This is a genomic window from Pseudomonas sp. FSL W7-0098, assembly GCF_005930585.1.
Lineage (GTDB): Bacteria > Pseudomonadota > Gammaproteobacteria > Pseudomonadales > Pseudomonadaceae > Aquipseudomonas > Aquipseudomonas bubulae.
The window spans coordinates 132,965-153,441 of sequence record NZ_RXHW01000005.1 but is presented as its reverse complement, the minus strand read 5'-3'; the positions used below and the strand labels follow the sequence as shown (position 1 = coordinate 153,441).

The 20,477-nt window shown below is 57.7% G+C and carries 19 protein-coding genes and 2 pseudogenes; 11 read left to right on the top strand and 10 right to left on the bottom strand.

Annotated elements, in window-relative coordinates:
* The first annotated feature begins 21 nt into the window (after window positions 1-21).
* Window positions 22-654 (top strand): hypothetical protein, encoded by a 633-nt coding sequence (locus FHL07_RS11040; RefSeq protein WP_095019274.1) that lies wholly within the window; start codon window positions 22-24, stop codon window positions 652-654.
* A gap of 217 nt (window positions 655-871) precedes the next feature.
* On the top strand, window positions 872-1,174 hold the full coding sequence (locus FHL07_RS11035; protein ID WP_178084387.1) for an MFS transporter: 303 nt from the start codon (window positions 872-874) through the stop codon (window positions 1,172-1,174).
* Window positions 1,175-1,328: 154 nt separating this feature from the next.
* On the opposite strand, the gene FHL07_RS11030 is transcribed toward FHL07_RS11035, so the two are convergent.
* The 4 genes from FHL07_RS11030 to FHL07_RS11015 all read right to left on the bottom strand — a co-directional run bounded on the left by FHL07_RS11030 (window position 1,329) and on the right by FHL07_RS11015 (window position 4,582).
* Window positions 1,329-1,811 carry a GNAT family N-acetyltransferase gene (locus tag FHL07_RS11030; protein WP_232527639.1) on the bottom strand — a complete coding sequence of 161 codons (483 nt, stop codon included), beginning with the start codon at window positions 1,809-1,811 and terminating at the stop codon, window positions 1,329-1,331.
* Window positions 1,812-2,089: 278 nt separating this feature from the next.
* Entirely contained in the window at window positions 2,090-2,701 is a 612-nt protein-coding gene (locus tag FHL07_RS11025) for a hypothetical protein (RefSeq protein ID WP_238705531.1), read from the bottom strand.
* Window positions 2,702-2,826: 125 nt separating this feature from the next.
* Window positions 2,827-3,723, bottom strand: a complete 897-nt coding sequence (locus FHL07_RS11020) for an SDR family oxidoreductase (RefSeq protein WP_202979099.1) — start codon at window positions 3,721-3,723, stop codon at window positions 2,827-2,829.
* 118 nt (window positions 3,724-3,841) lie between these two features.
* On the bottom strand, window positions 3,842-4,582 hold the full coding sequence (locus tag FHL07_RS11015; protein WP_095001760.1) for an SDR family oxidoreductase: 741 nt from the start codon (window positions 4,580-4,582) through the stop codon (window positions 3,842-3,844).
* A 136-nt stretch (window positions 4,583-4,718) separates the two neighbouring features.
* Between FHL07_RS11015 and FHL07_RS11010 the strand changes: the two genes are divergently transcribed.
* The 4 genes and pseudogenes from FHL07_RS11010 to FHL07_RS23995 all read left to right on the top strand — a co-directional run.
* The gene (locus tag FHL07_RS11010) at window positions 4,719-5,609 is read left to right on the top strand and encodes a LysR family transcriptional regulator (RefSeq protein ID WP_095022927.1); all 891 of its coding nucleotides are present in this window, start codon (window positions 4,719-4,721) and stop codon (window positions 5,607-5,609) included.
* 557 nt (window positions 5,610-6,166) lie between these two features.
* Entirely contained in the window at window positions 6,167-7,885 is a 1,719-nt protein-coding gene (locus FHL07_RS11005) for a ShlB/FhaC/HecB family hemolysin secretion/activation protein (RefSeq protein WP_138738470.1), read from the top strand.
* A gap of 188 nt (window positions 7,886-8,073) precedes the next feature.
* Window positions 8,074-8,178: pseudogene (locus FHL07_RS24000) on the top strand (two-partner secretion domain-containing protein); the annotation flags it as partial.
* Window positions 8,173-8,418 (top strand): annotated as a pseudogene (locus tag FHL07_RS23995) (hypothetical protein); the annotation flags it as partial. The pseudogenes FHL07_RS24000 and FHL07_RS23995, both read left to right, overlap by 6 nt.
* A gap of 294 nt (window positions 8,419-8,712) precedes the next feature.
* On the opposite strand, the gene FHL07_RS10995 reads toward FHL07_RS23995, so the two are convergent.
* The gene (locus tag FHL07_RS10995; RefSeq protein ID WP_138738469.1) at window positions 8,713-9,936 is read right to left on the bottom strand and encodes an MFS transporter; all 1,224 of its coding nucleotides are present in this window, start codon (window positions 9,934-9,936) and stop codon (window positions 8,713-8,715) included.
* 65 nt (window positions 9,937-10,001) lie between these two features.
* Between FHL07_RS10995 and FHL07_RS10990 the strand changes: the two genes are divergently transcribed.
* Complete coding sequence (locus FHL07_RS10990) at window positions 10,002-10,823, top strand: AraC family transcriptional regulator (protein ID WP_138738559.1); 822 nt, start codon at window positions 10,002-10,004, stop codon at window positions 10,821-10,823.
* Window positions 10,824-10,837: 14 nt separating this feature from the next.
* On the opposite strand, the gene FHL07_RS10985 is transcribed toward FHL07_RS10990, so the two are convergent.
* From FHL07_RS10985 to FHL07_RS10975, 3 genes are all read right to left on the bottom strand, one after another.
* The gene (locus FHL07_RS10985; RefSeq protein WP_095026558.1) at window positions 10,838-11,353 is read right to left on the bottom strand and encodes a cupin domain-containing protein; all 516 of its coding nucleotides are present in this window, start codon (window positions 11,351-11,353) and stop codon (window positions 10,838-10,840) included.
* Between the two features lie 176 nt (window positions 11,354-11,529).
* Window positions 11,530-12,549: an alpha/beta hydrolase gene (locus FHL07_RS10980; protein WP_138738468.1), complete on the bottom strand. Its 1,020-nt coding sequence runs from the start codon at window positions 12,547-12,549 to the stop codon at window positions 11,530-11,532.
* Between the two features lie 279 nt (window positions 12,550-12,828).
* Window positions 12,829-14,067, bottom strand: a complete 1,239-nt coding sequence (locus tag FHL07_RS10975; RefSeq protein WP_138738467.1) for an acyl-CoA dehydrogenase family protein — start codon at window positions 14,065-14,067, stop codon at window positions 12,829-12,831.
* A 313-nt stretch (window positions 14,068-14,380) separates the two neighbouring features.
* Here FHL07_RS10975 and FHL07_RS10970 point away from each other — a divergent pair, with 313 nt between their 5' ends.
* From FHL07_RS10970 to FHL07_RS23640, 3 genes are all read left to right on the top strand, one after another.
* Complete coding sequence (locus FHL07_RS10970) at window positions 14,381-15,304, top strand: ABC transporter substrate-binding protein (RefSeq protein WP_138738466.1); 924 nt, start codon at window positions 14,381-14,383, stop codon at window positions 15,302-15,304.
* A 17-nt stretch (window positions 15,305-15,321) separates the two neighbouring features.
* Window positions 15,322-16,641: an LLM class flavin-dependent oxidoreductase gene (locus FHL07_RS10965; protein WP_095032241.1), complete on the top strand. Its 1,320-nt coding sequence runs from the start codon at window positions 15,322-15,324 to the stop codon at window positions 16,639-16,641.
* 263 nt (window positions 16,642-16,904) lie between these two features.
* Window positions 16,905-17,054 (top strand): hypothetical protein, encoded by a 150-nt coding sequence (locus FHL07_RS23640; RefSeq protein WP_165484563.1) that lies wholly within the window; start codon window positions 16,905-16,907, stop codon window positions 17,052-17,054.
* 32 nt (window positions 17,055-17,086) lie between these two features.
* On the opposite strand, the gene FHL07_RS10960 is transcribed toward FHL07_RS23640, so the two are convergent.
* Both FHL07_RS10960 and FHL07_RS10955 read right to left on the bottom strand, forming a co-directional pair.
* Window positions 17,087-17,752: a response regulator gene (locus FHL07_RS10960; protein WP_138738465.1), complete on the bottom strand. Its 666-nt coding sequence runs from the start codon at window positions 17,750-17,752 to the stop codon at window positions 17,087-17,089.
* A 3-nt stretch (window positions 17,753-17,755) separates the two neighbouring features.
* On the bottom strand, window positions 17,756-19,141 hold the full coding sequence (locus FHL07_RS10955) for an ATP-binding protein (protein ID WP_095038667.1): 1,386 nt from the start codon (window positions 19,139-19,141) through the stop codon (window positions 17,756-17,758).
* Window positions 19,142-19,279: 138 nt separating this feature from the next.
* Between FHL07_RS10955 and FHL07_RS10950 the strand changes: the two genes are divergently transcribed.
* Window positions 19,280-20,476 (top strand): efflux RND transporter periplasmic adaptor subunit, encoded by a 1,197-nt coding sequence (locus FHL07_RS10950; RefSeq protein WP_138738464.1) that lies wholly within the window; start codon window positions 19,280-19,282, stop codon window positions 20,474-20,476.
* The last annotated feature ends 1 nt before the right edge of the window (window position 20,477 follow it).

Below are 20,477 nucleotides of genomic sequence, written 5' to 3'. Positions count from 1 at the left end.
AACCATGCGTTAGGTGAGCTCGTGAAAAATATTTTGATTGCATCTGTCTTGTTCGGCTCCGCGCTTTCTTTAAAGGTTTTGGCGAGCGGGTTAGATGTCGAGCACAAGCTAATTGAGCAGCGCTGGTATACTTTCGAAGATGTGATAGAAAAGAGAAGCAGATATAACAGAGTTGATATTTCGCGAGGGTACATCGAATACTATTTCGAGGGTGATAAATATATCCCCGCGTACCCCGAAGAGAAATTGTCGCCACGCCAAAAATTCTATTCCAATCATGGCAGCGTTGGAATATACGCGACTACTGATTATGAGGCCGAGCTAGACAGGGCGTGCATAGATGTTGTCTCTGGTTCTTTAGGGTCATTTATAGGTGACTATAAAAACTCCAAAAGATCTGATAGGCAACAATATAAACGCGTAGTGGTTGGTCTAAGGTCTTTAACGTACAAAGGCCCTGAGTATAACTTCAAGAGCCCTTCATCTTGGTCGCCTATAGCGTTACCTAAGGATAACAGAAGTCTTCTTTGTGAAATTTATGAAGTCAGCAGCCAAGAGGGTGATGTAAAGTACATTGTTTATGCTGCTTCAGTGACAACCGCTATGTATGACGAAATTCATACGGCCCCACTGCCAGGTAATAAGGTCGAGTAATTAAAACTCTTTGCACTCATGCTGCGGCATTAGCAAGATTAACCTTGAATCGGGCCATTTTTGGACTCCGTCGGGATTGCTCAGCGCATAGATCTCGTGCTAATGGTCTTCGGTGCCGCCTTATTGTCGGCAACGGGGTCACAGGCATGTGGGTGGGTTGCATGTGCTGACGCTTCTTAGTCTGGCGGTTTTCGCGATGGCGGCGCAGGTGTTGGGAATGGCAAGCAGCTCGCCCAACATTGTGCTCCTCAGCGTTGCGACCTGGGGGCTGACGTTTGGTGGCGCTCCCTCGTTACTACAGACGGCCATTGCCGATACCGCCGGTGACGGGGCCGATGTAGCGCAGTCGATGCTGGTCGCCATCTTCAATCTGGCAGTGGCCGGAGGTGGCATTGCTGGTGACTTGTTGCTGGAACAGGCGGGGCCGAGCTCTTTTTCCCCAACACGGCTGATACTGGCGCTGCTCGGTCTGTCCGTGGTTTGGTTCGCCAGGGCCAATGGGCCGCCAGGTGCATGTTGAAGCTAATAAAAATAGCTTGAGAGTCTGCTTTCGGCACAAAGTGTGTAAAGACACCTCCGCGAACCCAGGCGATGATTGCTGAGGGTTTCATCGCAGTAATTCAATGCTGCGCTTATAGCAATATCTGTCCGGCCAGCACAGCTGCATATGGACGCTATGATTCGAGATGCTTTTCCAAAAATATACTATTGGGATCATATTCATACCCGCCGAATGGCCCTCGACGCTGATATCCGTTGCGCTCATAAAATGAAATTGCTTCCAGTTGTCGATAGCCGGTTTCAAGCATTAAATGAAAGCAGCCCTCCTTTCGAGCTTCGTTTTCTAGGGTTGTAAGAAGCCGACTGGCCAGCCCTTGTCCCCGGAATGTTGGTTTTGTAAACATCCGCTTCAGCTCGCCGTGCGTCGGGTGCACCACCAAGGCTCCACATGCCACGGCCTCTCCGTTACTGGAACGCCCAACAGCGAAAAGCACATTTTTCGAAGAAAGAGCTTCGATGTTTATGCCGTGATGACTTTCTGCGGGGTAAAGCGGGGCTTGGTAAGCATCAAGCTCCTCAATGAGGGCAATCACTTCCGGTTGATCAGGGGATTCAAGCGAAATAAAGGGGGGAGTCTTCAAAAGATCTACGCTCAAATGACTGGTTCGGATTTATATATCAGTCTGAATATAAGGTGTAAAAATATACGTCAACACTCAATTTACCGTATGCGTCTATCCACGTCATCTACCCAGCTCCCAAAGCTGTGACATGGTGTGCACTTTGATTTAAGTGGGCAGCAGTTCTAGCCTTTTAAGCGGGTATTTAATGCAGCCAAAATGACGTTCGTATTCCAGATCTTTCAAAGCCCAGGTCATTCAAGAGTGGGGCCAACCCGTAGCTTTGATTGCCAGCATCGTCCTCAGTCATAGCCTCAATCCAAACCAGCTGCAAAATCCCCAACTTCACAGGGGCAGTTCAGCCCTTGCGTCGTAGTGAATATCGACTGGTAGTACCTTCGCCCGGCTTCAAGATGAGGCCCGAACGTAAAACCTTGTTCCAGCATTGTGTTCATGTCGGCCTCGGTAATGCGCATGATGTAGCTGTGCCCGGTCGTGATCAGCGCACAGTCCGCACCTTGTGTTTCGCCCATATTGAACCATTTGCCCGCATCACCATGCCCGCTTGCGAAGGTATGGCCGTTGTAATGAACCTGCCATCCACCATCGAGCAGGATCCAGGTGTCCGGTGCCGATGCTCCACCCTGGTCCTTCTTGGCGATGACCGCTCCGGCTTCGGTTTCCCATTCGTTTGAGTGGTCGATGACCCACCGCAGTTGTTCGGTCGTCAACGACGTGAAAAACGGCGTGTGGCGTAGCAAATGCAGATACGTGATTGAAGGTTTCATGGTCATTTCCTGCATGGCATCGGGCGTACGATGATCGCCGCACGCTGCAAACCCCATGGTGGTCAAAACGCTCAGACCCGCATTTCGAAAGCGCCTGCGCAGGGTAGCCGTACCGTGGCTCAAGTTGATGTTCATCATAGTCATGCCCTATGTGATTGGCGGTCTTGTGGGAGGTCGCCGGGGGGCTTTGGCCTTTGCGTAAAACCTGGAGTGTGTGTATTCCACTTAGTCGCCGAAGTACCCCTCGGGCCGCGAGGGCAGACTCAGCGAGTAGCGACCTTGAGCAGGTCTTCAAGGCCTATGCGGCGAAACATTTCAGCGCGTACCCGGTCGGCCATGGCATTGACGACCTGGGCACCGTCCTGGGATGGATCGATATGACACCGAAATGGACGGGTACCCAATGGCATTCCGACGATTTCGACGATGGCTTTGGCCACTTCACCGACATCCGCGTCAGCCGGTTCCAGGGCTGCCAGACCTTTGAGTGCCTGATCCGGCACACCGGAGTAAGGGCCTTCGTTGTATTCGGCGGCTCGAACCTGATCTGCAGGGGAACCGGAATGGGTGAAGTGGTTGGTGCCCTTGGTGAACGCACCCGGCACGATGATTGACGTCTCCACCCCCCAACGCGTCAGTTCGCTGGCGTAGGACACTGCCAGCGAGTCCATGGCCGCCTTGGCCGCAAAGTACGGAGCCAAATACGGCGGGGTGCCACCGCGCGCACTGCTGGAGGAAACCCACAGCACCAGCCCCCGTCCCTGTTTGCGCAGTTGCGGCAAGGCCGCTCGGTTAACGCGTTGAGTGCTCAATACGTTGATGTCGTAGAGCTGGGCGAACTGCTCGGGCGTAAAGGCTTCGGCGGGACCAAAGGACATGTGCCCGGCATTGTGGATGATCACGTCCAGTTGGCCGCAATCGCCGATGATTTTCGCGACGCCCGCCTGGACCGACTCGGTTGAGGCGACGTCCAGTTCAACGCTGCGCAAGTCAACCCGGTGTTCGTCCGCGTAGCGCTGTGCTTCGAGTACTTGCGCTGCGTTGCGGCCCAGGGTTTCACGCATGCTGGCGTAGACGGTATGGCCAGCGTCGGCCAGGGCGCGTGCGGTGAGCGCGCCAAACCCGCTGGAGGCACCGGTAATCAGAATGACGGATTTCAAGATAAAGACCTCTCCAAAATCAGCAGATAAAACCTGCCGTCACTGCGCTGAGCAATGTGAACATCCGCTGCGATTGCTCGCAGCATGTTCACCTGCCCTGAGTCTCAAGCAGGACGGTTCAGACGAGGCCGCCGTTGACGCGCAGGATTTGTCCGTTCACCCAGGCCGAATCAGGGCCGACGAGGAAGGACACCACGCGAGAGATATCTTCTGGCTGAGCCAGGCGCTCCAGCGGAGGCATTTTGGCGAAGGTCTGGATTTGCTCTTCGCTCTTGCCATGCAAGAACAGATCGGTGGCGACCGGGCCAGGTGCCACGGCGTTGACGGTGATGTTGCGACCGCGCATTTCCTTGGCGAACACTTGGGTCAGGGATTCCACCGCTGCTTTGCTGGCGATGTACACGGCGTAACCCGGCAGGTTCATGCCGACGGTACTGCTGGAAAAGTTGATGATCCGGCCGCCATTGTTCAGGCGGGTAGCGGCTTCACGCAGCGTGTTGAAGGTGCCGCGGGCGTGGATATTGAAATTCTGATCGAACAGCTCGTCGCTGTGTTGCGCCAGCGGCATGACTTTGAGGATGCCCGCATTGTTGACCAGCACGTCGACTTTACCCAGTTGCGCTTCGGTTTCATCAAACAGGCGGCGTACATCTTCGGCACTGGCAACATCTGCCTTTATCGCGATGGCCTGGTGTCCGGCCTGACGCAATTGGGCAACCAGAGCCGTGGCTTCGTTGGCGCTGTTGGCATAATTGATTGCGACTGCGAAACCTTCGGTGGCCAGTTGTTTGGCAATAACAGCGCCGATGCCGCGGGAGGCGCCAGTGATAATGGCAACTTTCAAATTGTGAGTCGTCATGGCTGTCATTCCTTGTGTCAGTGGGGGGGGTTGCTGGGGACGAGGCTAATTTCACATGTTTACTCTTGGTGTTAAATGCATGAAAGTTGGCTTAACTGTTCAATAAATACCAACAATCAAAAAGAGGGCGTTCTGCGTGGATCAAGTCAAGGCGATGAAAGCCTTTGTGCGGATTTATGAGCGCAGCAGCTTCACGAAAGCCGCCGATGACTTGAACCTGCCGCGGGCGACGCTGACCCATACCCTGAATCAATTCGAGGCCTGGCTTGGTACGCGTCTGCTGGAACGCAGTACGCGAAAAGTGCGCCCTACGCTTGATGGCGAGGCGTACTACCAGCGTTGTGTGCAGTTATTGGCGGAACTGGAGGAGGCCGAGCTGGCATTTCGCGGCGTGGCCCCCAAAGGCCAGTTGCGCGTAGATTTGCATGGCACTTTGGCCAAACACTTCGTTATCCCGGCGTTGCCGCAGTTTATGGCCCGGTATCCGGAGATAGAGTTGTCCATCAGCGAGGCCGATCGCTTTGTCGACCTGATTACCGAAGGTGTGGACTGTGTCCTGCGTGCCGGAACCCTTGGCGATTCGGCATTGATTGGCAAGCGTGTGGCCAACCTTGAACAGATCACCTGTGCAAGTCCGGGGTATCTGCGCCAATACGGTGTACCGAAAAGCCTCGACGACCTGGGCCATCACCGCGCCGTGAATTACGTCTCGCGCACCACCGCCAGGCAGTTTCCGTTTGAGTTCATGGTCGATGGCCAAGTCAAGGAAGTGGTCATTGACGGGGCGTTGTCGGTGTTTGGTGCAGAAATTTATGCGGCGTCGGCAATTGCCGGGCTCGGCATCATCCAGTGCCCGCATTACCGGATGAAAACGCAGATATCCCAAGGCCTGGTGCAGAAAATTCTCGCCGAAACGCCACCGCCACCGATGCCGGTTTCTGTGCTTTACCCGCAGAACCGGCACATGTCGCCACGGGTTCGGGTATTTGTCGACTGGTTGAGCGAAATATTCGCCGATGCATCGTGAGGGCATCGCGACGGCGCGTCTGAGTGCTTATTTCAGGATGAGCGGCCAACGTTCGTTCAGAAGGGCGGGTAATCCCCCCATTTTTAGCATTCACCAAGCATAGAGGTCAGGCGGGGCAGTCCCTTTTTTACCCGGCAGATGATTGGGTGACTGATTTTAATCATGGTGTCCGTGAGTGGTTTATCGGTATGCGATCGGCAGTAAATATTCAAAGAGCGGCGGATTTTTAATCTGCTCACCCCGTTGGCCGTTGATATCAACCACGGATCGGCACTCATCGATAAGGCCAACGCAGTGCTCTTGGGCGCTCTGACAATTTGGCTTTGCACATGGGGGCAAGCGGACCCCCTCAACTACCAGATCTACCTGCTTCGAAAAATCTAGTTCCCTGGCGAGAGGTTTCGTCGTTGGTATAGGAAACGTCCTAAATCATTTCCCTCTGAGAAGCTTAAAACTTACGCCATCCACGGGCGCTCCTAGGCATTTGCCTACGAGTTGCCCCTGTCAAAAGGCTTTGGCTCACACAGCAAGGTTTGCGAACCAAGGATGGAGCAAGCATGTCGGCATCTCACCTCGCTAAGAGGTTTTACTGTTCAACTTTACTGGCTGGCTTGGCCGGGGTGAGTTCCCTTGTGGCCGAAGCGGGCCCGACGCCGGGTGAGCAGGATCTGATTCGTGATCGTCAAGAACGTCTGCTCGAAGAGCAACGGCGCCGGCTTGAGGAGCTTCAGGAGCTTCCCGGCAAACAGATTTCTCCTACGGCTCCAGCTCAGCCAGCCGACAGTCGCTGTTTCCCCATAGAAGAAATCGAGCTCAAGGGCGCCGACATCCTGTCCGCCAGTGAGCGCGAATCGGTGTTCCAGTCCTATATCGGCCAGTGTCTGGGCGTGTCTCAGCTCAATGAACTACTCAAGGTCATCACTAACCAATATATCGACAGGGGTTTGGTGACCAGTCGTGCTTACTTGCCGCAGCAGGACCTTTCCCAAGGGCATCTGCAAGTCCTGGTGGTTGAAGGCAAGCTTGAAAGTTTCAAGGGCGACGACAACAGCAAGCTATCCAGCCGCGAATTGGCCATGAGCTTTCCCGGTCAGCCTGGTAATCAGCTGGATTTGCGGGAAATCGAGCAGGCGATTGATCAGCTCAACCGCTTGCCATCCAACCAGGCACAAATGGAACTGGCACCGGGCAGTGAGGTGGGGGGGAGTGCGGTAGTGGTCAAAAACGCGCCGCAAAAGCCCTGGCGTGTCGGCTTGTCGCGTACTAACGACGGTCAGAAAAGTACCGGTGAACAGCAGTGGGGTACGGGGTTTGAGTGGGACAGCCCGCTGGGTCTGGCCGATCAATTGGTGCTGCGTGGGGGCCACGATGCAATCAGTGACCACCGGAAAACTTCGAAAAATGCGAGCTTCTACTACAACCTGCCGTGGGGCTGGTGGAACTTCGCTTATAGCTACAGCCAAAGCGATTATCGCTCGGTCGGCCAGGCCAATACGTTTGATTTCAAACAAACCGGGGACAGTGCAAACCATCAACTGCGTGCCGAGCGGGTGGTCCATCGCGACGCGATGAGTAAAACCTCCCTCAACACCGGTCTGGCGCATATGCGTTCCAATAACTACGTAAGCGATTCACGACTGCGCAACAGCAGCCACCGTCTTAGCGAATTCCAGGTTGGCATCAACCACGGTCGACGTATCGCGAGTTCCTTCGTCAACCTCGATGTCGGTATGCAAAACGGTATCGGCGCCTTCGATGCCCAGGGGGAGCACAGCCCCGAGCGGGGCATGCCAGAGGCCCGCTACCGCAAATACACCGCGACCATCAGCTATTTACAGCCTTTCAAGCTGTGGGGTGAGTCCTTCAGCTTTACCAGTATGGCCACCGGTCAACGCAGTGAGGATGTGCTGTTTAGTCCACAACGCTTAAGCCTGGGCGGTACAGCCTCGGTACGGGGCTACAAGGACCAGCAACTGTCCGGCGACAGCGGAGGTTACTGGCGCAATGACCTGCGCTGGTGGCGTCCGGTGACGTGGGGGTGGCTGCGCCCGGTATTTACCGATTACGGCACCAGCCTTGGCTACGACCAGGGCGTGATTCGCCACGGGCGTTACAACCGCGAGGTACATGGCCGGGTCTCCAGCAATTCGCTGGAGTTGTTTGCCCGGGGCCGCAACCTCAGCGCCAGTGTGACCCTGGCTCATTCCCTGGAGCGACCGGATGTGCTCAGCGAGCCTGAGGCACCGATTTATTTCCGTATGGATTTTTTCCTGTAATTCAACGCTGTGTTGTATTGAGAAACAGACATGGATGATCGACATTTAGCCTTTTTGGCCCGCCAGCCTTCAGCAACCCTTCAGCCCTGGGAATCCTTTTTGGGAGTACCCAAACGTGGCCTGGCCCTTATTTTGGCCAACACGATGTTCTGGCAACCTTTGCTTGTGCAGGCCGAAAACATTGTCGTCAGTCGGCCAGGGTGATCGTGGCCAACCCGTACGGTATTACCTGTAATGGCTGCGGTTTTATCAACACCCCGAATGTCACGTTGACGACCGGTAAACCCATGGTCGGAGGCTTGCTGGCTGAAACCATGGGGGGAGACTTCAAAACCGGGGCTTTGGCGGGCGGTGCCAACGAAGCGCTGGTTAGTCACTTGAATGGCTTGGTCCAAGGTGGTGAAAAACTGCTGACCATGAGTTCCCAGATCGTTGGTGTGCTGGCGGCTGCCGCTCAACATGATGTGGACGCCAGCAAGCTTGAGAAAGGCAAATGGATTGCGCAGAACCTGACGCAATACAACTTCTTGAACCATCTGCCGCCTGGTTTGGTTGAGTATGGACAAGCAGCCACTACCCTCGCAGCAGATATGTAAAGCAAGGACGCTACGGGTGATGAAATAGCTCAGGCGCAACTGGAGTTGGCCCGAGGGCAAGGGTTTGATGGTGTCCAACCGGCTACTGAGTTCGTTGAGGCTTGGGGCAGGTTCTTAGCCTTTGAGAGTTAACTTAGGGAACACCAAGAGCCCAACCCGAGCTCTTGCGTGACTCCCATTAATTGCATGCGTTGCGTCAGGCTGGTAGTGATTTCCCAGCGCGGCCCTCCCTTAAACCCCTTTGGTATTCGGCAGCAAGATGGTCAATACCCCCAGCAGCGGCAGGTAGGAACAGAGTCCATACACATACTCGATGCCCTGGATGTCCGCCAGATGCCCCAGCAACGCGGCGCCAATCCCGCCAAAACCGAACATCAAGCCGAAGAACACACCGGCAATCATGCCGACGTTACCGGGTACCAGTTCCTGGGCATAGACGACGATGGCAGAGAACGCCGACGCCAGAATAAATCCAATAACCATGCTCAATACGCCTGTCCAGAACAGGTCCACATAAGGCAAGGCCAGTGTAAAAGGGGCTGCCCCCAGGATCGAGAACCAGATGACTTTTTTGCGCCCGATCCTGTCGCCAATCGGGCCACCAAAGAAGGTACCTGCTGCCACTGAGCCGAGGAACAAGAACAGGTAAAGTTGAGAGCTGGCCACTGACAGGTGAAATTTCTCGATAAGGTAGAACGTGAAATAACTGGTAAAGCTGGTCATGTAGAAGTATTTGGAGAACACCAGCATTGCGAGCACCACCAGTGCAAACGTTACTCGTCCCTTGGACAGGCCGTGGCTCGCCTGGCTGCCCTGTTTAAGCTTGAACAGGGCCAGGTGGTTGCGATACCAGCGGCTCAAGCCGTACAGCACGAAGATGGCGAAGGCGGCAAACAGGCCAAACCAGGTGACATGCCCCTGGCCATAAGGGATCACGATGGCCGCAGCCAGCAGCGGGCCGAATGCGCTACCGGCGTTGCCGCCGACCTGGAAGGTTGACTGGGCCAGGCCATAGCGCCCGCCTGACGCCAGTCGCGCCACACGGGAGGCCTCGGGGTGGAAGGTCGATGAGCCGATGCCGACAAGGGCGGAGGCCACCAGGATCGACGCAAAGCTGGCGGCAAAGGCCAGCAGCAGGATGCCGATCAAGGTGCACACCATGCCCGCCGGCAGCAGCCAGGGTTTGGGGTGGCGATCGGTGTGATAACCCACCCAGGGCTGCAGCAGGGAGGCTGTCAGCTGGAAGGTCAAGGTAATCAGCCCCACCTGGGTAAAGCTGAGCCCATAGTTGGCCTTGAGCATGGGATAGATCGAGGGAAGCACGGCCTGGATCAGGTCGTTGATCAAATGTGCCAGCGCGCAGGCGCCGATCACCTTCATGACCAGCGGGCTCGCTTGTTGGGCCACTGAGGCTGACGCAGACGCAGAGGCCGGGGATGCGGTTGTTGTAGACATGGCAAATCTTCCGGGGCGATAGGGGTGCGAGCTCAATGCTCGACGCTATCCTAGAATTCGCCTGCATGCCTGTCTCGCTGTATAAGGGAGCAAACCATCGCAAAAGGGGCGTCGCGATCAAACCACTCAATGATTTTTTGCTGGAGATCGATCGGAGCAACTGGACGGTGATCGGCAGCGCGACCGATTATCCTCAGGACTGGATCATCCCGGCCCATACTCATGAGAAGCATCAACTGCTGTATGCCATTGCATGTGTCATGGTGGTTTACAGCGAGTCGAGCCAGTGGACCGTTCCCTCCAATCGGGGGGTGTGGATGCCCAGCGGCAGGGTTCATTCGATCCGCTGTGTGGGGCCGCTGAAAATGCGCAGTGTGTTTGTGCGACCCGATGCACTTGTGGACCTGCCTGCCGAGATAAGGGCCGTGAGCATCTCGCCGCTGTTGAGCGAGTTGATCAAGGTTGCCGTGGGCCTGAAGCTGCCATATACCGCGCACACCCGCGAAGGTCGGGTGATGCAGCTGATTCTGGACGAGTTGGCTCTACTGCCCGCATTACCCTTGCATCTGCCCCGGCCAGCCGATCATCGCATCAACGATATTTGCCTCAGGTTGCAAAAAAATCCCGCCGACAGTTCGACGCTGGCTGACTGGAGTACCCATCTGGGCCTCGACGAAAAAACCATCCAGCGCCTGTTTCGCAAGGAGACCGGCATGACCTTCGGCCAGTGGCGCCAGCAGGCGCGTTTGCTGCTGGCGGTTGAGCGCATGGCGGTGGGGGAGAAGATTATCGATGTGGCGTTTTCACTGGGGTATGAAAGTCCGAGTGCGTTCACCAACATGTTCAAAAAGCAGTTCGGCAAAACCCCCAGCCATTTTTTCAAATAGCCTTTCGCTCGCTTCTAAGAACCGCTACACACCTTGGCAGCAACCGGGTCGTCGGGGATAAACGAGTCCTTGGCTGAGGGTTTAAGCACCACGTAGCCGCGGCGCCAGGGCTGGTCATCGACCATGCTCCAGCGATGCCCCGTACCGGTGTTGTCTTCGGCGATCAGCACTTCGCCCGGATGCAGGGTGAATTTCTCGCCATTGCGGGTCGCGAATGCCAGCGTGCCCGACAACGTGATGACGTACTGCGGCTCCGGGTCGTTGTGCCAGTCATAGGAAGCATGCGCCGGGCTTTGCTTGAAATGGATGGCGGTCACGTCGTTGCGCATGTTCTGGTCGATACGGCCTTGCAGAACATGGGAGGCGTTGTCCGCACCCGTACACAATTTGTAGGCCTTGATGGTGTCGGTAGTGGAGGTGGCGGCCTGGGCACCGCTCAGGGTCGCCAGGGTAATGGCTACCGCCGCCGCCGTGCGCAGGCCCAGGCGGTGGATTGCAATGCGCTGCGGTGCGCGAGTGTGCTTATGCATGGAGCAGGGTTCCCTTGTGCTGAATTGACGTGACAGGCAGCCATGTTCTGCGGGGGAGCGGCTCTGGACAATTAACAATTTGTTTATGGGTTATAAAAGCCCGGCTGATCGAGACGGACTTTTGGTGAGCGCTGATGGGGTTGGTTGCCCGCTCATGCCATTGCCAGCATTCAGCGTTACTGCAAATGTGCCTTGAGTTCTTGCGAGGCTTGCAACATGGCAGAGCGTACTGCAGGCACCTGGCTGACCACGTTCAAAAGACCAAAGTCGTGAATCATGCCGTTATAGCGAACCGCAGTGACCGGTACTCCTGCCTGATCCAGCTTGCGGGCGTAGGCTTCGCCTTCGTCACGCAGTACATCGGCACTGGCGGTTTGTACCAGTGCAGGTGGCAGCCCCTTCAACTGATCCACCGATGCGCGAAGTGGCGAGGCGTAGAGGTCGGCACGTTGCTTGGGGTCGGTTGTGTAGTTGTCCCAGAACCACTTCATCATGTTGCGGGTGAGAAAGTGGCCCTCGGCAAATTGCTTGTAGGATCCGGTATCAAAGTTGGCATCAGTCACTGGCCATAGCAGCACCTGGTATTTGATCGCCGGTGTGCCTTTGTCTTTGGCCATCAGGCTGACCACAGCGGCCATATTGCCGCCCACGCTGTTGCCTGCAACGGCCAGGCGTTTGCCGTCTACATTGATTTCGCTGCCGTGCTCGGCCACCCACTGGGTTGCCGCGTAGGCCTGGTTGATGGCTGTCGGGTACCTGGCTTCGGGGGAGGGGGTGTAGTCAACATACACCGCCACTGCCCCGGAACCCGCGACCAGGTCGCGTATCAGGCGCTCGTGGGTCGGGTAGTCTCCCAGCACCCAGCCGCCACCGTGGAAGTACATGAACACGGGCAAGATGCCTTTCACGCCTGCCGGGCGCACGATGGTCAGGTTGATATCCTGACCCTCGACGGAAATGGTCTTTTGGCTGATATCGGCTTTGGGCAGGGTCAGCTCGACCCCCGACTGGGCACCCGCCAGCACCGCACGCGCATTTTCAGGCGAGAGCTTCTCGATGGGTGTACCGCCACTGGAATTCAATGCATTAAGGAAGTTCCGGGTGTTGTGTTCAATACCGGTGTCAGTTGCTGCGAACGCGCTGCCTATAGATACAGCGAGGATTGACCCCGCCAGGATTTTAACAAGAGTGCTCATGTTTTTATCTTCATCGCAGTGGGTTGAGCGTACACGTACGGGTGTACATCGCAATTGCCTAAATGGGCGACGAAGTTATGCTCAAGCTGGCTGAAAGCGTCAACTTCCAGACTGTTAGAGGATTTGTAGTCGGAAAAACCAGCGGCTCATTCTGTATTTGTTTTTCACGACAGTTGTTTGATGAGCGTTTACAAGTTGCCCGGGTTTTATCTGGCGAGCGCAGGCCAACTCATTACCGTTAAGGGTGGCAATGAGCTGAAAGCCGCGCCTGCGCAATAATCAGCCCTTGGCCACCCCCACCCGCCACTGCGAAGGGGGCACCAGGCCGTTGACCAGGTAGTTGCCGACAATGCGTGACTTGTAGACCCGGGGGTTGTGGTTGGCCAGGGTGCGGGCGTTGCGCCACAGGCGGTCCAGCGCCTTGTTGCTGGCGGTGGCACTGGCGCCCAGGGCATCGAACAGCGCCGTAGTCGCGGCCAGGGTGGCGTCTACCACGGGGTTGACCGCCAGGCACACTTCCAGTTCGGCCAGTGCCACCTGCGGGTCTTCATGGGTCAGCGGCTGCTCACTGGCAATGGTGTATTGCGCGGTGCTTTCCAGGCGCTGCGCCGCGTACCGGGCAATGGCCTGTGCTGCATAGGCCTGGCTGGCCACCTCGCCAATCACTTGCAGCAATTGCACGTCCTGCGCGGCGCTGTCGGCATTGCCCGTAGAGAAGGTTCTGGAGCGGCTGTGCAGTTCGTCGGCACCACTCAAGGCGGCGCGGCGGGCGATGCCGGCCAGGGTGCTCAGGTGGTAGATCTGGAAGAACGATTGGCCATAGGCAAAACGCTGGTCGGTGGCGCGGGGTTCATCGTTCACCCGCACGTTGTCGAAAATGCAGGTGCCGCTGGCCGTCAGACGCTGACCAAAGCCGTTCCAGTCATCAATGATTTGTACGCCGGGGGCCTTGAGATCGACCACTACGCTGTACAACGTGCCATCGTCACCGGTGCCGATGGTGTTGATCAGGTCACTGTAAAGGGCGCCGGTGGTGTAGAACTTTTTCCCGCTGATACGCAGCGAGCCGTCTTCAGCCCGGTGGATGCGGGTTTCGAATTCGCCACGGGTCTGGGTGCCCACCTCGGTACTGCCCGGCGACAGTAAAACGCCCTGGCTGAGTGTGTCCAGCCAGCGGGCCTGCCAGTCGAGATTTTTCGAGACCAGCACTTCTTCGCAGAACCCAAAATGCCCGCGCAAGGCCTGGGTGATGTTGGAGTCGGCTGCGGACAATTCGGTCAACAGGGCGAGCAACTCAACCAGCGTGGCGTCCTGACCGCCATAGCTGGTCGGCAGACGCCAGCGCGGCAAGCCCAGGGCGTTCAGTTGCTGGATAACCTTGCCCAGGTGGCTGCGCGAACCATCAGCTTCGGCGGCTTGTGCGCCGATTTGGGCAAACAGCGGGCGAAAGGGAGCGGCCAGTTGTTCGTAACGGGCGCTTGGGGCGCTGCCCCAGATATCAAGTTGTGGATTAGGCATGCAGTCTGACCTTGCCGGGCCTGCGCTCAAAGGCGCGCTGGCGCTGAAATGAGTGAAGTAAATACGGTTAGGCCCAGTGGTCTGGTGAAGCCACCCTAATACTAGATTGGTCAAATGCTTAATACCAAAAACAGCTAACCAAATACCCGGACAGGGTTCTATGGATATGCCTTAAAAGTATTGGTTGCTTATGTCTTTATTGCGCTAGCTTCTAAAAACGCCACGCTTGGCGACTCAAAAAGCCTCTTTTCTCAAAGCCAGACTGCATGCCTACAGATGGTTGATTCAGCTGTTAACTCTGTAGGAATTCTTAATGACAACACGTCAAAAATTGTTCGGCCTGTTGGGTCTGGCCTCTCTGGTGCTGCATGGCACTCCCGCCTGCGCCGCTACCCCGCAGACCCTGGTGGTGGGCGATCAGTTCTTCTCCAACCGCATTGTTCTCGAACTCTCGGGTGAGCTTAAAGATTTGCCCTATACCATCGATTTCAAGCGCTTCAATACCGGTTCGCCGGTAGCCTCGGCCGTCGCCAGCGGCGCCCTGGATATTGGCGTGGTGGGCGATACCCCGGTGATCAGCCTGGCGGCCAACGGTGCCCCGGTCAAAGTCGTGGCCAGCACCCAGACCAGCCTTAACGGTGTCGGCATTGTGGCCCGCCCGGGCATCCATTCGGTGGCGGATCTCAAAGGCAAGACCGTGGCGATCTGGAACGGCTCCTGGAGTCAGCAGATGATGTTCAAGGCTCTGGATGAAGCAGGCGTGCCACGTGACAGCGTGAACTACAAGTTCCTGTTGCCGGCGGAAGCCAGCATGGCCTTGAGCCAGGGCGATATCGATGCCTTCGGCACGTGGGAACCCTATGTGTCGCTGCAGGAAAAAGAAGGCAGCACCCTGATCCGCAACGCCAAGGGGCTGATGAGCGCACCGACTTATGTGGTTGCCTATGAGCCGGTGCTGGCGCAAAAGGGCGAGATCATCAAGGACTTTGTTGCGCGCCTGACCCGCGCCCGGGAGTGGAGCCAAAGCCATGTTGATGAATACGCTGCCGCCTGGTCCAAGGCCAACCAGTCCTCCCCGGAAATCGCCAAGGCCTGGTTCAAGCGTGACGCCATTACCGTGTTGCCGATCTCGCCCACCATTGTCAGCGAAGCCCAGGCCACTTCTGACTTTCTATACGACGCCAAACTGCTGAAAAAGCCGTACGACGTCACTCCCATGTTTGACCGCGCACTCTGACAACCAAGGAAAACCTTATGGCCAAGCAAATGGCACTGGCGGGGTTTATGCTTTCGGGCCCCGTGGTACATAGCCACGCGGTGTGGCGTCACCCGCAAACCCATAGCCACTTTCTCGACCCCGACTACTACATCGAAATAGCCAAGACCCTGGAAGAGGGTTGTTTTGACCTGTTGTTTTTCGCTGATCGCCTGGCGGTCGGCGATCAGGCCGGGCAATCCCGGGCGCGTTCCTTCGAGTTGGGTGCGCAGGATGCGGCGCGGCTCGATCCGCTACCGATTCTCAGCTTGCTGGCCGGTCACACCAAGCATATTGGCCTGGGGCTGACACGCTCTACCACCTACTACCAACCGCCCCATGTGGCGCGGGCCATCGCCTCCCTGGACCATATCTCCAGAGGTCGCAGCGCCTGGAATATCGTGACCTCGATGAACGACAGCGAAGCGCGTCTGTTCGGCCATGCCCAGCACCTGGCCCACGATCAGCGCTACGCCCGCGCCGATGAGTTTGTCGAACTGGTGCTCAAACTGTGGAACAGCTGGCAGCCGGATGCGCTGGTGCTGGACAAGGTGCGCGGCATCCTCGCCGACCCGAGCAAGATCGATGCCTTCAAGCACAGCGGCACCTACTTCGACTGCGAAGGCCCGCTCAATATTCCGCGAGTGCCACAGGGCCAGCCGGTGCTGATCCAGGCCGGAGCCTCGGGGCGGGGTCGCCAGTTTGGTTCACGCTGGGCTGAAGTGATTTTCAGCATCAACAGCCGGGTAGAGCGCATGCTCGAATTCCGCCAGGATATCCACCAGCAAATGCGCGCCATTGGCCGCAACCCGGATGACTGCAAAATCCTCACGGCGGTCATGCCATTTATTGGCGGCACTGAAGCTGAAGCGATCAAAAAGCGCGATGAGCACAATGCATTGGCCAACCCTGAACTGGGGGTTATCACCCTGTCGACCCAGTCCAATTTCGACTTTGCCCAATTCCCGCTGGACACCCGCCTGCTGGATATCGCCCGGCACTCGGCCACCCCCGACGTGATTGCGCAAAAACTGCGTCTGGAACGTGACATCACCCTTGGCGAGTACGGTGCGATCATGGCCGCCAGTATCCGCGTGCCGCAATTGGCGGGGACCGCAGAGAGCGTGGCGCAGCAATTGATCGACTGGCTGGAGTTGGGTGCCTGTGACGGTTATGTGGTGTCGCCTGCCTATCTGCCCGGCACTTTCACCGAGTTCACCGAATCGGTGGTGCCGATCCTGCAACGCCGCGGTTACCTGCGCAGCGCCTATGAACACCCGACCTTGCGTGGGCATCTGGGGTTGAAAAGTTTCAATTGAAACCGGAGTGCGAGGGGGGCAATCCTGAACCCCTCGCCAATGACGGATTGCTCGATAGCCCCTGAGGCCGGTTCCTTTACAGAATATTCAATGGGTAGCTGACAATCACCCGATGCTCGTCGCAGCCTCGCTCCGCTCGACAGCGGCTACAGGTGCTTGGCAGTTGTGCAAGGACTGTAAAGTTGGGTAAATCTTGGCTTCGAGCCTTGCTCGCACTGGTATAAGGGCGGCGTTTTTTCCCTGTTGAAAATGAGCGTTCGGTCATGAAATTGAAGTCTGTTGTTAAAGCGATGGTTGTAGCGGTGGCGGTATCGGCCTTGTCGGGCTGCTGGATGTTTATGCCGCCAGGCGGCGGTGGCGGGGGCGGTGGTGGCGGTCATGGTGGCGGTGGTCAGCACGGTGGTCAGCGCTGACCGGGTGAGTCGCTTTATTGTGGGCGCTGGCATTACAACTCCAGCTTGTAGCCCACGCCATACAACGACTGGATCGGGTCGTGCCCGGGGCTGGCCTGGGCCAGTTTGCGCCGCAGGTTGCGGATATGGCTGTCCACCGTGCGGTCAGTGACCACGCGATGGTCGGAGTAGAGTTTGTCCAGCAACTGGTCACGGGAAAATACCCGCCCCGGGGCGCGGGCGAAGGTGTTGAGCAGGCGCAGTTCAACCGGGGTCAGGTCCAGCGCCACGCCATCGAACGAGGCGCGATACTGCGCTTCGTCGATCTGCAGGCGGGCCCGGGCCACCTGCTCGAACTGCGGGCTGCGGCGCAGGATGGCCTTGACCCGGGCCACCACTTCACGCGGGCTGAACGGCTTGCAGATATAGTCGTCAGCGCCCAGATCCAGCCCCAGCAGGCGGTCCACTTCTTCTACGCGAGCGGTGATCATGATGACCGGGATTGCGCTGAAATCCCGCAGCTCCTTGCAGATTTCCAGGCCGTCGCGACCGGGCAGCATCAGGTCCAGCAGGATTAGCCGTGGCGCATGGCTGCGTACCCACGGCACCACGTCCAGGCCGTTGTCCAGGCAATGCACGGCGTACCCGGCGAGGGTCAGGTAGTCATGCATCAATGCGGCCAGTTTAGGCTCATCTTCAACGATCAGAATCGTGTCCATGCTTTACACCTTGCGTGGCAAGCGCAGGCTCAGCCAGAGGCCGCCCAGGGGTGAGTGGTCGGCCGTGAGGCTGCCGCCGTGGGCCAGTACGATGCTGTGACAGATCGCCAGTCCCAGGCCGGCGCCACCACTGGCGCGATTGCGCGAAGCTTCGCCGCGGTAGAAGCGCTCGAACAGCCGCGGCAGTTGCTGCGGGTCTACGCCGGGGCCGGAGTCCATAAAGCTGACCAGTATGTGCTCATCTTCAATGGAGGCGCTGATCAGCAGCATGCCGCCGGCATCGGTGTAGCGCACGGCGTTTTCCAGCAGGTTGCCAAACAGCTGTTGCAGGCGCTTGGCATCGGCTTCCAGCAGCAGGGCGCAGGATGGCAGGCGCAGCTCAACCCGCAAGCCGGCCGCCTTGCAGCGTTCCTGATACATGGCCACCGAGGTCTGCAGCAGGTCGTTGAGGTCGCATTGGCTTTTGCGGTAGGTCAGGGCACCGACATCGGCCAGTGACAGCTCATACAGGTCGTCCACCAGTTTGCTGAGCATGCCGACTTCGCCTTGCAGTGACTTCATCGAACTGTGATCAAGGGTGCGCACACCGTCCTCGATGGCCTCCAGTTCGCCGCGCAGGATCGACAGCGGCGTGCGCAGTTCGTGGGAGACATCGGCCATAAATTCGCGGCGCATTTTTTCGTTGCGCTCAAGGGTGTAGGCCAGTTGATTGAAGTCGCGGGCCAACTGGCCGACTTCGTCATTGGACGATACGGCTACCCGGTTGCTGTATTCCCCGGTGGCCAGTTTGTGGGTGGCCGCAGCCACGCGCTTGACCGGGTCGAGCAGGGTGCGGGCGATCCACCAGGCAATCAGCATGGCCAGCAGCAGCGAGAGCACGCCCATGCCCAGACTGGTTTGCAACTGGTATTGCTGGAAACGCTCGCCACCGGCCTCGGTCACGCTCTGGAACGGGGTCACGGCCAGCCAGCCGACGGTTTTGCCATTGACTTCAATTGGCCGCAGCAGAGCATCGTCGCCGATGGAGGGGTAGCCGGTGACGCGCTTTTTATCCTGGTCGAGCAGGGCAATGCGAAACAGCGCGCCGGTCAGGTCCGAGGGCAACGGGTTTTTAAGGTCGCCGCGTTTGGGTTCATCCCCTGCGTCTGGCCGCATAAGTTGAAACCAGCGCTCTGGATTGTGTCGCAAAAAATCCCAACTGCCTTCGCGCTGCCAGGCGCTAACCATACGCGGCTGCACGGATTCCATGCGCTCCAGCGCCTGTTCATTGAGGTAGCCGAGAAAGCCCCGGGTGAAACTCCAGCTGGTGGCCAGGCCCATGCTCAGAATCACGAACAGCACGCTGGCCAGGACGGCGATAAACAGCTTGGTGGAGATACTCAGTTTCATCGGCTCGGCTTACTGGCGAAATGGCCTGCTCATTTAGGCCCTGCGCCGGGGAAGATTCAAGGCTTGCGGGCAATCTTCAATTTTCCTGCACATTTGCCTCGCACCATGACATCAGCCAACTGTCTTGTAGAGGCCGCCATGTCGATCAAACTGTTTACCAAATCCCTGGTAACCGCCGCTGTTATTGTGTCTTTGCTGGTTCTCGTTGTGTTGAGCGGATGCTCGGCCGGTGATTCCGCGCCCGTTGCCGAAAAACCCAAGGTTTCGGTGCTCACTGTGCAACCGCAGCGTCAGGCATTGACCACCGAGCTGGCCGGTCGCACCCAGGCATTTATGGTTGCGCAGATCCGTCCTCAGGTCAGCGGCATTGTGCAGCAGCGCCTGTTCGTCGAAGGGGCCGAGGTCAAGGCCGGCGAGGCGCTGTATCAAATTGATGCGGCGCCATACAAGGCCGCCTTTGCCCAGATGCAGGCCACCGCCGCCAAGGCCCGCGCCACCGTCAAATCGGCTCAGGCCACGGCCCGGCGCGACGCGCAACTGGCGAAAATAGACGCCATCAGCCAGCAAGATAATGAAGACGCGCAGGTCAGCCTGCAAACGGCCGAGGCCGACCTGCAAGTGGCCTTGGCCGACGTCGAAACCGCGCGCATCAATCTGGCTTACACGCGCATCAGTTCGCCGCTCAGTGGCCGCATCGAAACCTCCACCGTGACCCCCGGCGCCTTGGTGGTGGCCAGCCAGGACACTGCGCTGACCACCGTGCAGCAACTGGACCCGATCTATGTCGACGTCACCCAGTCGACCAGCGAGTTGCTGCGCCTGAAACGCGACCTGGCCAGCGGCACCCTGCAAAACAATGGCCAGGGCGAAACCCCGGTGTTGCTCAAACTCGATGACGGCAGCACCTACAACCACGCCGGCAGCCTCAAGTTCAGTGGCGTCACCGTCACTGAAGGCACCGGCACCGTGACCCTGCGCGCTGTCTTCCCCAACCCCGATCACCTGTTATTGCCGGGTATGTATGTACGCGCCGTGCTGGATCAGGCCACCGACGACAGGGCGATTTTGATCCCGCAAAAAGCCGTCACCCGCAGCGCCAGCGGCGTGACCTCGGTGCTGGTGGTGGTCGAGGGCAAGGTCGAACAGCGCGTGCTGACCATTGACCGTGCCGTGGGCAATCAATGGTGGGTCACCTCCGGGTTGAATGCCGGTGATCAGGTGATTGTCGAGGGCGGGCAGAAAGTCCGGGTGGGCAACGAGGTATTGGCACAAAACAGCGAAACCCGTTCGCTGCCGACCCGTGCGGCACCCACTGCAATTGCCCGGGAGGGTTGAA